The 11,568-nt window shown below is 32.5% G+C and carries 9 protein-coding genes; 5 read left to right on the top strand and 4 right to left on the bottom strand.

Going from position 1 to position 11,568, the window contains the following annotated elements; genetic code table 11:
- Positions 1 to 26 precede the first annotated feature (26 nt).
- Positions 27 to 1,286: an NAD(P)/FAD-dependent oxidoreductase gene (locus QLQ94_RS16930; protein WP_271334873.1), complete on the top strand. Its 1,260-nt coding sequence runs from the start codon at positions 27 to 29 to the stop codon at positions 1,284 to 1,286.
- A 187-nt stretch (positions 1,287 to 1,473) separates the two neighbouring features.
- On the opposite strand, the gene QLQ94_RS16925 is transcribed toward QLQ94_RS16930, so the two are convergent.
- Positions 1,474 to 2,703: a multidrug effflux MFS transporter gene (locus tag QLQ94_RS16925; RefSeq protein WP_482497896.1), complete on the bottom strand. Its 1,230-nt coding sequence runs from the start codon at positions 2,701 to 2,703 to the stop codon at positions 1,474 to 1,476.
- Between the two features lie 154 nt (positions 2,704 to 2,857).
- Between QLQ94_RS16925 and QLQ94_RS16920 the strand changes: the two genes are divergently transcribed.
- From QLQ94_RS16920 to QLQ94_RS16905, 4 genes are all read left to right on the top strand, one after another.
- Positions 2,858 to 3,277 carry a hypothetical protein gene (locus QLQ94_RS16920; RefSeq protein WP_271334875.1) on the top strand — a complete coding sequence of 140 codons (420 nt, stop codon included), beginning with the start codon at positions 2,858 to 2,860 and terminating at the stop codon, positions 3,275 to 3,277.
- Between the two features lie 96 nt (positions 3,278 to 3,373).
- The gene (locus QLQ94_RS16915; RefSeq protein WP_271334876.1) at positions 3,374 to 3,751 is read left to right on the top strand and encodes a hypothetical protein; all 378 of its coding nucleotides are present in this window, start codon (positions 3,374 to 3,376) and stop codon (positions 3,749 to 3,751) included.
- A 641-nt stretch (positions 3,752 to 4,392) separates the two neighbouring features.
- On the top strand, positions 4,393 to 6,309 hold the full coding sequence (locus QLQ94_RS16910) for a DUF294 nucleotidyltransferase-like domain-containing protein (protein WP_271334884.1): 1,917 nt from the start codon (positions 4,393 to 4,395) through the stop codon (positions 6,307 to 6,309).
- Between the two features lie 2 nt (positions 6,310 to 6,311).
- Entirely contained in the window at positions 6,312 to 6,908 is a 597-nt protein-coding gene (locus QLQ94_RS16905) for a 3'-5' exonuclease (protein WP_271334885.1), read from the top strand.
- A 163-nt stretch (positions 6,909 to 7,071) separates the two neighbouring features.
- Here QLQ94_RS16905 and acs read toward each other — a convergent pair whose 3' ends face one another.
- From acs to ilvN, 3 genes are all read right to left on the bottom strand, one after another.
- Entirely contained in the window at positions 7,072 to 8,982 is a 1,911-nt protein-coding gene (acs, locus tag QLQ94_RS16900) for an acetate--CoA ligase (RefSeq protein WP_271337532.1), read from the bottom strand.
- Between the two features lie 492 nt (positions 8,983 to 9,474).
- The gene (gene ilvC, locus QLQ94_RS16895) at positions 9,475 to 10,944 is read right to left on the bottom strand and encodes a ketol-acid reductoisomerase (RefSeq protein ID WP_271337533.1); all 1,470 of its coding nucleotides are present in this window, start codon (positions 10,942 to 10,944) and stop codon (positions 9,475 to 9,477) included.
- A 62-nt stretch (positions 10,945 to 11,006) separates the two neighbouring features.
- Entirely contained in the window at positions 11,007 to 11,528 is a 522-nt protein-coding gene (gene ilvN, locus QLQ94_RS16890) for an acetolactate synthase small subunit (RefSeq protein ID WP_271337534.1), read from the bottom strand.
- Positions 11,529 to 11,568 lie beyond the last annotated feature (40 nt).

The following is an 11,568-nucleotide window of genomic DNA, read 5'->3' as shown; positions in this document are numbered from 1 at the left end:
TGAATCCTACTTAAAAGACAACATATATGAAGATAGTCATTATAGGAGGTGGTTTTGCAGGAATAAATCTTGCAAAAGAGCTTGTAAACCATCCTCAAATACAAGTAACACTTGTAGACAAAAATAATTATAATTTTTTCCCTCCGCTTATATATCAGGTTGCTACGGCTTTTTTAGAGCCGTCTAGTATCAGTTATCCTTTTAGAAAATTCTTTGCAGGCAAAAAAAACCTGCAATTTCGTCTAGGCGAATTACTTTCTGTGGTTCCTGCCGAAAATAAAATAATCCTCAATAACGGCGAATTAACGTACGATCATCTCGTTTTTGCTACAGGTGCTGAAACAAGTTATTTTGGTATGGAAAACGTAATGAAAAACGCCATTCCGATGAAAACCTTAAATGATGCCATCGAAATGCGTAATACACTGCTTAAAAATCTTGAAAAAGCAGCTATCACCAAAGATATCCGTAAACGCCGTAAATTATTAACGATTGTTGTTGCCGGAGGAGGACCAACAGGAGTAGAGGTTTCAGGAATGTTTGCCGAAATGCGAAAAAACATTCTCCTTAAAGAATATCCTGAATTAGAAACATCAGCCAGTAATGTGTATTTGGTCGATGGGGGAGACGCACTTCTCGCACCAATGAGCAAAGCTTCTCAAAAAGATACTTTAGAGGCACTTACAAAATTAGGAGTTGTAGTTAAACTTCACACCCGTGTTACAGATTATATTGATGATACAGTTCATTTTGAAAATGGAGAAACCATCAAAACAAAAAATCTAATTTGGGCCGCGGGAGTTTCTGCCAAAATATTCGAAGGGATTCCAAAAGAAAGTTATGGTCGCGGACGACGTATGGCAACAGATCAATACAATAAAGTAGATGGTCTTATCAATATCTATGCAATTGGTGATACAGCTATAACTGCAGGAGATAAAAATTTTCCGGACGGACACCCACAAGTTGCTCAGGTTGCAATTCAGCAAGGATTAAATTTAGCAAAAAACTTTAAAGCATTAGCGCAAAACAAACCATTAAAACCTTTTGCTTATAATGATAAAGGTTCTATGGCAATCATTGGAAAAAATAAAGCCGTTGTTGATTTACCAAGTCCAAAATGGCATTTTAAAGGATTTTTTGCCTGGGTTATCTGGCTGTTTATCCACTTGATATCACTAATTACTTATAGAAACAGATTAAATACGTTCTGGAATTGGATGGTTGCTTATTTTGCAAGAGATCAATCATTGAGAATGATTATCAGACCAGATAAGAGATCTTAAAATGAAAATAAATTCTAAATATTTTGAAATTCCAAATTCCAAATAGATAGAGAATTTAATTAAATATAAAAAAGCCAGAATTTTAATAAATTCTGGCTTTTTTATTTCAGTTCGTTATCATTGGAATTTAGAGCCGGGTGATAGCAAACAAGTGAAGCAATTTAAAAAAAATGGAATTTTATTTCTTCTAGTGCCCAATCAAAACATCATCATCTGCAGAAGCTTCAACTTTTTCTTTAATAAAACGTTTTCCTATATTTAAAACAATAAAAGCTATAATTGTAGTTGTGGTCATAATAAGAACCATTGGCGCTACAGAATCTTTTACAAATATACCAACAGCAAATGAGGCCAAAGCTCCCAGGCCTAATTGAATTGCACCCATTAAAGCTGAAGCACTTCCGGCATTCTTAGCAAATGGAGCCATCGTAAGTCCGGCAGTATTTGGATTTGAAATCCCTAAACATCCTAAAAATAAAAAAAGCATTGCAATAATTTCATACAATCCTAACAGATTGTTCAGGGAAAGTATTAGAAAAACAATAGCAATTACAGATTGTGTAATAAGCGCTCCGAAAATCATCTGTTCACTTGAAAATTTCTTCAATAAAACCGAATTCAACTGACTGGAACCAATAAAACTCACTGACATAAAAGCAAAAATCCATCCGTAAGTTTTAGCGTCTACATGATAAATGTCCATAAAAATTATAGGGGAGGCCGCTACGTATGTAAACAAGCCAGAAAAAGCGATAGCACCCGTAAAAGCGTAAGTAAAAAATTGTGGTTCTTTAAGCACCTTCAAAAAGTTAGCAATAATTGGTTTTGGTTTTAAGGAAATCGAAGTGTCCGGTTTATAAGTATTTGGCAATCCAACCATAGCAGCAATTAAAATTGCAATCCCCATACACATCAAAATAAAAAACACAGTATGCCAGCCGTAATCCTCTGTAACATAACCACCAATTGTTGGCGCCAACATTGGCGAAAGCCCCAGAACCAACATTAATAAAGAGAAAACTTTCGGAATATCTTTTACCGGAAACAAATCTCTAACCATTGCCACAGATGCTACAGTTGCAGCACAACTGCCAATAGCCTGAACAAATCTCAGAAGGATAAACGAATCAATATCAGCAACGTAAACACAACCTAAAGAAGCCAAAATATAAACTAAAAGACCAACGAACAAAGGTTTTTTTCGTCCAAAACGATCCAATAATGGTCCGTAAAGCAATTGTCCTGCTGAAATTCCGATAAAATAACTCGATAAACTCATAGAGACTTTTGCAACCGTCGTATGTAAATCTTTTGCTATACCAGAGAATCCAGGCAAATACATATCGATTGAAAAAGGACCAAGTGCTGTTAGTGAACCTAAAATAAGTATAAGCTTAATATATTTTTTTGTTGTCATTTTCTTAAAAAATTGCATTTCATTTCCTGCAAAGGTAAATATTTACTACCTTGTTATATAATTAAACGCCTTTTTATATAAAAATGACGTTTAATTGAAGCTTGATTGAATTTCAAAAACTGATTTCAATATTAATCCTAAAATTTAAAAATTTATGAAAAAATTCACCTTACTATTAGCCTTTATTTTTACAACAATTTCATTTGCACAGACAATTACATCAAAAATAGAAGATGCAAGCCCTGAGCAATATGCACTTCTTCAAAAAGTAAACCAGTATTATCCGGACATTACTTTAAACAAATCAGTTACTAATTTCTACGCTGACGGAAAAATTATCGACACGCAACAGGAATTTAATCTGGACACGTCTAAATTTTCAAGTTATAAAATTGGTATTGAACCAGGTAACAAGAAATTATTGTTCGAATATGTTTCAGATGAAACTGGAAAGGTTTATGGAGATGTTTCTATTTTTAAAGGAAATGCTTTGAGAACCACTTTTTCAGAAAAAAATAGTGAAATAAATGTTGCGCTTAACGGAAAATCTGTTTATTTAAAAAAAATCAAGTAGTACAATTTTATATTCAAAAGAAAAGCATTCGCTATAGCGAATGCTTTTTTGGTTTATATTTGAACCATAATATATTTAATAAAAATTGGAATCAAAATGAAAAAATTTATTCTTTTACTAATATTAGTTTCTTTTTCAGCACATTCACAAACAAACCGCTTTACAGGAACCTGGAGTACTGAAAATTGTAAAGATTGCAGCAAGGAATATGTTTTGAAATTAAACATAGCACAATCTAACAGTAAAATTTTTGGAACCGCCGAAATTACAAGCAGCAATGAAAAATTTGTTACGGGAATTATGGAAGTTACTGGCTATGTAAACGGATTTGGCGAAAAAGCCCAAATTAGTATTAAAGCTAAAAATGGTTCTGTAAGCGCAGTTCTTTTTGCAAACGATCAATCGCTACAATTCAATAAAAGAAGCGGCGACGATTTAGTTCCCAAAGAAACGATTCTCACGAAACTGTATTAATATTAAGTAAGCTTATTTTTTAATTGGATAAAATGTTATGACATTTGAGGAAAATCGCTTGTAATGAAAATAATTCTTTTTTTAACCGAATATCGATAACTGATGAATTAGCAAAAGAATATTCTAAAAATTCAAAATTCAAGGTTTATGGAATATTTGAAGATTCAATTCTTCAATTGTATAAACTCAACAACCACTGTTCACAAAGAATACGATAAGTAGAAAACAGAAAAGAAATTAATGTGAGTAATCTGGATAAGTCTTGTATAGAACAAAAGCGCAAAGCTTTGAAAAAGCGACATCCTGGTCCTTTTTAGTTATATCTATTTTGAACTATAATTTATATTATGTAAAATAGAATATTTCAAAACCTGCTCATGAACGATTTAATGATTGTTGAAAAAGTTTTGAAAAATACTACTGATCTATTCTCTATCTTGCAGCTTTGCTTTTTAAACAATATTGTCCGAAGTTTAACTATTTTTTATGTTCGTTAACTGGTAATAAATAGTTTTTAAAGCCTGTATACCAGTTAATTTTAACATTTTCTTAAAATAATCACATTCTCGTAAAGATGCTTTCATTGTAAGACTTTATTTTATTATTTTTACATTCGATACTTTAAAAAAAATTATCAACATATGAATACAATCGCTGAGCATATTGCAGATTTTTTAAAAGAATACCCACCATTTGATAATTTAACTTTTCAGGAATTATCTGATATTGCTACAAATATTCGTGTTATCAATTTAGAAAAACACGCCGTATTATTTCAAATCAACGATTTACTTCATGATAGTTTTTATGTTGTAGCTTCTGGTGTCATAAATTTAACAACAATTGCTGATGCTGAAGAAACGCTTATAAACAAATGTCATGAAGGTGATATTTTTGGTTTACGTCCGTTTTTTGCCAAGAATAACTACATGATGACAGCAAAAGCACGTGAAGAAAGCATTATTTATGCGATTCCTATTGCTGTATTCAGACCATTTGTAGCTAATAATTCGGATGTATTAAATTTTTTATTAGAAAATTTTGCCATCAATTCAAGACACGCAAAAGACAATGTAAATTCTAACGGTAAGTTAATTTCTGATACTGCATTCTATGTCGATCAGCAGTCAGAAATGCAATATATTCAATCACTTGCCTATAATACCTCTCCATTAACAACTGAATCAAACAAGATTGTTAAGGATGTTGCTATCCTAATGACGGAAGCAATGGTGGATAATATTGTAATCTGCGAAAAAAATAACCCAATTGGTATTGTAACAAATGCTGATTTATCTTCTAAAATTGCGACTGGCCGCTATCCTATTACAGAATCAATCGACAGGATTATGTCTTCGCCGGTCGTAACCGTAATTGAAAATGTATCGCTGGCTGAGGCGCAGTTGTTAATGTTAAAACATAATGTTACCCATTTATGTGTTACCAAAGACGGAACGAATAAATCTGCTGTAAAGGGAATTATTTCTGAGCATGATTTAATTGTGGCACAAGCCAGTAATCCAGGTGTTTTGATTAAAGAAATCAAACGTTCTCAACTTCCTAAAGATTTAAAACAAATACGCGATCGTTTGTCTGACCTGATTCAAAACTCTATTCAGAAAAACATTCCTATTTCACATATTAGCAATATTGCCAGTGAAATTAATCTTGCAATAATAAAGCGAGCTGTCGAATTGTCAATTTTAGATTTAGGCTCCCCTCCTGCTCGATTTGCATGGTTAAGCATTGGTAGTCAAGGGCGTAAAGAACAATTATTACTTACTGATCAGGATAGTATATTAATATTTGAAGATGTTGCGCCTGAGAAATACAGAGAAGTAAAAGATTATTTTTTAAGGCTGGCAAAACGAACAACTTCTATATTAGAAAAAGTAGGTTACGAATATTGTCCAAACGGACACATGGGAAGTAATATGTTATGGTGTAAATCGTTGACAGACTGGACAAAACAATACAACAGCTGGATGAATACTCCAGGTGAAAACAGCAATGATTTAAGTAGTATTTTCTTTGATTATGAAATTGTTTTTGGAGAGCCAAAAATCGAAGAAGTAATAGAAAATGTCATTTTTAAAAATGCTGTGAACAACACATTATTCTTTGATTTTTTAGGGAATGACGCTTTAAAAAGAAATTCTCCATTAAGTTTTTTTAAGAAATTTATTGTTGAAGAAGAAGGTCCGCATAAAACAACATTTGATATTAAAACCCGCGCATTAATGCCGTTAATTGATTCTGCACGTTTATTGATTTTAAATGCAAACATAAAAGGCATAAAAAACACTTACTTAAGATTCAAACAATTAGCAATCACAGATTCTAAAAATGCTGAGATATACTTAAGTTGTGCCGATGCATTTTTAACTTTATCAAAATTTAGAACGATAGAAGGATTAAAGAACGACGATTCCGGACAATATATTAATATGCGAGAAATGTCTAAAACAGACAAAGAAAAGTTAAAAAATGCCTTAACCCCAATGAAAGACCTTGAGGAACTGATTAAGAGTAAATTTCAACTTACACAATTCTCATAAGTATGCTAGACTGGATTAAAAATATCAACAAAGAGTATCCGGATTTCTGGAAGGATTACTTAACCAAGTTTGAGACAAAACCGAATCGTTTTGTAGTTTTATCTACAGAAACTTCTGGATTAAACCCCAATAAAGATGTTATTTTATCTCTGGGTGCTTTTTCTGTAATTGACGATGGAATTGTTATAAAAGATAATTTCGAAGCTGTTTTGCTGCAATATAAGTTTTTGCAGGATAATGGACTTTCGAATGAATTTATCATTGAAAGCAAAATGTTGAAAATGCCCGAGCCAGATGCTATCGAAGCGTTTGTAAACTTCATAGGAAATTCTATTCTGGTTGGTCATCATATAAATTTTGACATCGAAATGCTAAATGCCGCATTAGAACGTCTTGATTGTGGAAGATTGAAAAACGAAGCTTTAGATGTTGACATGATGTATCGCAAATTAATGGATATTAATGACAAACAATTTTCATTAGATGATTTAAGTGAAATCTTTAAAATTCCAAAAAGCGATAGAAATTCATCTTCAGAAGATGCTTATAAAATTGCACTTTTGTTTTTGAAACTAAAATCAAGATTGGGGATTAAATAGAAAAGCTTCAAACCATATAAGTTATAAATAAAGTCGAAGTTTCGCAAAGTGATTCTGCATAAGAACTTCGACTTCGCTCAGTCTGACAGTAATTCGAAAATGATATCAACTAAAAATGCCTCTTAAATTTTAAGAGGCATTTTTAGTTTTATCTGTATAAGAATTAAGAAATTCTTTCTTTCGAAATTTCGTCTACAACTTCAGGATTTAATAACGTTGAAGTATCTCCAAAATTAGAAAAATCTCCTTCGGCTATTTTACGTAAAATTCTACGCATAATTTTTCCTGAACGTGTTTTTGGTAAACCGGAAACAAACTGAATTTTATCCAATTTTGCAATTGGCCCGATATGATCAGAAATATATTGATTAATTTCTTTTGTCAAATTTGCTCTGTCTCTATATTCTCCTGTTTCTTTAAGAATTACAAAACCATATAAAGCATTTCCTTTAATATCATGTGGGAATCCAACAATAGCAGATTCAGCTACAGCAGGATGCTCATTAATTGCATCTTCAATTGGTGCTGTTCCCAGATTATGTCCTGAAACAATAACCACGTCATCTACCCTACCTGTGATTCTGTAATATCCTACTTCGTCTCTTAAGGCGCCATCTCCTGTAAAATATTTACCTGGAAAAGCAGAGAAATAAGTGTCTTTATAACGTTGGTGATCTCCCCAGATAGTTCTGGCAATTCCCGGCCATGGAAATTTGATACACAAACTACCTACAACTTGATTTCCTTCGATCTCATTACGTTTTTCATCCATTAAAACAGGCTGAATTCCCGGTAATGGCAAAGTTGCATAAGTTGGTTTTGTAGGCGTAACAAAAGCGATTGGAGAAATCATGATTCCACCAGTTTCTGTTTGCCACCAGGTATCAACAACAGGACATCTTTTATCTCCTACATGATCATTGAACCAGTGCCATGCTTCTTCATTGATAGGCTCTCCTACTGATCCAATTACTTTAAGTGATTTTAAAGGATACTTCTGGATATAATCTAAACTTTCTTTTGCTAAAGAACGAATAGCTGTTGGTGCTGTATAAAATTGGGTTACTTTGTGTTTTTCGATAATTTCCCAAAAACGGCTGAAATCAGGATAAGACGGAACACCTTCAAAAATTACAGTTGTTCCACCATTCAATAATGGTCCGTATAATATATAAGAGTGACCAGTAATCCAACCAATATCTGCAGTACACCAAAAAATATCATTTTCTTCGTGACTAAAAACATTTTTAAAAGTATAAGCAGTATACACCATATAACCGGCTGTGGTATGTACCATTCCTTTTGGTTTTCCAGTTGAACCTGAAGTATATAAAATAAATAAAGGATCTTCAGCATCCATAATCTCAGCAACACTATTATCAAGAGCTACATCTAACAAAGGCTGTAACCATTCGTCACGTCCTTCTTTCATTTTAATCTGAGTATTGGTTCTTTTTACAACCAATACTTTAGAAACTGTTGGACATGAATCTAATGCTTCATCTACAATTCCTTTTAAATCAATGTTTTTATTTCCTCTGTAACCTCCATCAGAAGTAATTACCATTTTACATTCGCAATCATTGATTCTTGCTGAAACTGCCGAAGCTGAGAATCCTGCAAAAATAACGGAATGAATTGCTCCAATTCTGGCACATGCCAAAACAGAAACTGCTAATTCAGGAATCATTGGTAAATAAATACAAACTCTGTCTCCTTTACGAACACCTTGCTCACGCAACACATTCGCCATTTTTGAAACTCTTTCGTAAAGTTCGTTATACGTTATATGTAAAGCACTTTCAGAAGGATCGTTCGGTTCAAAAATAATAGCCGTTTTTTCTCCTCTTTTGCTTAAGTGTCTATCAATGCAATTCTTGGTAATATTAACTTTCGCTTCAGTAAACCATTTCACTTCGGCATCAGCCATATTAAAATCAACCACTTTTTCCCATTGTTGGTACCAGGTAAAATTCTCTTCAGCTATCTTCCCCCAAAACTTCCTCGGTTCCCTTATTGACTTATTGTAATGTTTAAAATATTGTTCTAAATTTTCAATTTTATAATAACTCATATGATTTTGGAATTTTTTTATAAATGTATTAAATATCAGCGTATTCTTAAAATTATTTAATTCATAAATTTTATCAAAAAAAAACACATATTAAAAAAAATATCGCCTTTTTCTATATATACTATAAAATTTTACTTTTTTGGAAAAAAAAGCATGTCACAAAAAAGGCACGATAAATGAATATCATGCCTTTATTTTTAACAATTTCAATAACAATTAATTCTGTAATTCTGCATTACAATGCTCAGGTCTATTCTGAAAATAGCAGCATCTTTATTAATCAAAATGAAACTTCAACAAGTATGTTTATCACTAAACATACCCCTTCATCAGGGATTAGCTTCACTTAACTTACTTACTAGCAGAAGTTAAGTGAATGCAATATGCATCTATATCCATTTTTCTTAATAAGTGCTTACTAATTCAAAATATTACATAAAACAGAGATACAGCGCAAATCCCACAATCAAATGTGTGGTAATTCCCAATTTATTATCCAATTTTTTTCATTGCAGTCATAGATTCCCTCAACCATGTACCTACTTCTTCTATAGGATGTTGACGAATTTCTTTGTTTACTGCAATTAAAATAGCATTATCTACTCCGTTAGAAGTTGAAAATGGTTTTCCTATAATGTTAGTTTCGACAGTTTTCATGTACTCAGTCAATAACGGCTTACAAGCATGATCGAATAAATAACAACCATATTCTGCTGTATCCGAAATAACACGGTTCATTTCAAATAATTTTTTTCTTGCAATTGTATTGGCGATCAATGGCAATTCGTGTAACGACTCATAATAAGCTGATTCTTCAATAATTCCAGCTTCAGTCATAGTCTCAAAAGCTAATTCTACACCAGCTTTTACCATTGCAATCATCAATACTCCATTGTCAAAATATTCTTGTTCTGAAATTGGAGCATCTTGTGGTGCTGTTTTCTCAAAATTAGTTTCTCCTGTAGCAGCTCTCCAAGTCAATAAGTTTTTATCATCATTAGCCCAGTCAATCATCATAGTTCTAGAGAATTCTCCAGAAATAATATCATCCTGATGTTTTTGGAATAACGGACGCATGATGTCTTTTAATTCTTCTGCGATTTCGTAAGCTTCAATTTTTGCAGGATTTGAAAGACGGTCCATCATATTTGTGATACCACCATGTTTCAAAGCTTCTGTGATAGTTTCCCATCCATATTGAATTAATTTTGAAGCATATGCAGGATCAATTCCTTTTTCAATCATTTTATCAAAACATAAAATAGATCCGGTTTGCAATAATCCGCAAAGGATTGTTTGCTCACCCATTAAATCTGATTTTACTTCAGCTACGAAAGAAGATTTTAAAACTCCCGCTTTGTGTCCTCCAGTTGCAACTGCGTAAGCTTTTGCCTGATCTAAACCAAAACCGTTTGGATCATTCTCCGGGTGAACAGCGATAAGTGTTGGAACACCAAATCCTCTTTTGTATTCTTCACGAACCTCAGAACCAGGACACTTAGGAGCACACATAATTACTGTAATATCTTTACGAATCTGCATTCCTTCCTCTACGATATTAAATCCGTGAGAGTATGATAAAGTTGAACCGTTTTTCATTAATGGCATAATGGCGGTAACTACAGCAGTATGTTGCTTGTCTGGCGTTAAGTTACAAACTAAGTCAGCAGTTGGAATTAATTCTTCATAAGTACCTACTTTAAATCCGTTTTCAGTAGCATTTTTATAAGAAGGTCTTTTTTCAGCAATTGCATCTGCACGTAATGCATATGAAATGTCTAAACCAGAATCTCTCATGTTTAAACCTTGATTTAAACCTTGTGCACCACAACCTACGATGACAACTTTTTTTCCTGCTAATGCCGAAATTCCGTCTGCAAATTCTGATTGCTCCATAAATTCGCAAACTCCTAATTGTTCTAATTGTAATCTAAGTGGTAATGTATTGAAATAATTTGCCATTTTGTTTTTAATATTTAATGTGTTGTAATTTAATAATTGATTAATATGTAACTAAGATGATACTATTTGAATGTTTCTAATAATGTTGAAATTTCCATTTTTTCTTTAGAAACTGATATTCTGCCTGAACGTACAAATTGCATAATGCCGTACGGTTTGAATTTTGCATACAATTCTTCAATTTCAGAACGTCTTCCTGATTTTGAAATCACAAAGAAGTCGCGAGAAACTGTGACAATTGTCGACTGGCTTTCTTTGATGATATTTTGAATCTGTTTTTCGTCAAATAACAAACTTGAAGCAATTTTGAATATTGCATTTTCTAAATAAATAGTCTCTTCATCTGTGTGATAAAAAGCTTTTATTACTTCAATTTGTTTTTCAATTTGCCCTACAATGTTCTTAACCCATTTCTCTGTTGTATCTACAACAATAATGAATCTGGAAACATTCTCTATTTCTGATTCTGAAACGTTTAGACTTAATATATTAATGTGACGCTTTAAGAATATTCCTGATATTCTATTTAACAAACCCACGTTATTTTCTGAATATACCGATATGGTAAATGTTTTATCTTCCATGTAATTTTTGTTTAAAGTTTTTCTTGTTTCAAGTTTCAGG

This window comes from Flavobacterium sp. B114r (assembly GCF_056824125.1).
Note: the sequence above shows the minus strand (reverse complement) of the source record. Positions and strands in the feature narration are given on the sequence as shown.

Coding starts and splice junctions, on each gene's coding strand:
- acs (WP_271337532.1), bottom strand. CDS start 8,982: ATGAGTTATTATAAAATTGAAAATTTAGAACAATATTTTAAACATTAC.
- QLQ94_RS16925 (WP_482497896.1), bottom strand. CDS start 2,703: ATGACAACAAAAAAATATATTAAGCTTATACTTATTTTAGGTTCACTA.
- QLQ94_RS16920 (WP_271334875.1), top strand. CDS start 2,858: ATGAAAAAATTCACCTTACTATTAGCCTTTATTTTTACAACAATTTCA.
- QLQ94_RS16910 (WP_271334884.1), top strand. CDS start 4,393: ATGAATACAATCGCTGAGCATATTGCAGATTTTTTAAAAGAATACCCA.
- ilvN (WP_271337534.1), bottom strand. CDS start 11,528: ATGGAAGATAAAACATTTACCATATCGGTATATTCAGAAAATAACGTG.
- QLQ94_RS16915 (WP_271334876.1), top strand. CDS start 3,374: ATGAAAAAATTTATTCTTTTACTAATATTAGTTTCTTTTTCAGCACAT.
- QLQ94_RS16930 (WP_271334873.1), top strand. CDS start 27: ATGAAGATAGTCATTATAGGAGGTGGTTTTGCAGGAATAAATCTTGCA.
- ilvC (WP_271337533.1), bottom strand. CDS start 10,944: ATGGCAAATTATTTCAATACATTACCACTTAGATTACAATTAGAACAA.
- QLQ94_RS16905 (WP_271334885.1), top strand. CDS start 6,312: ATGCTAGACTGGATTAAAAATATCAACAAAGAGTATCCGGATTTCTGG.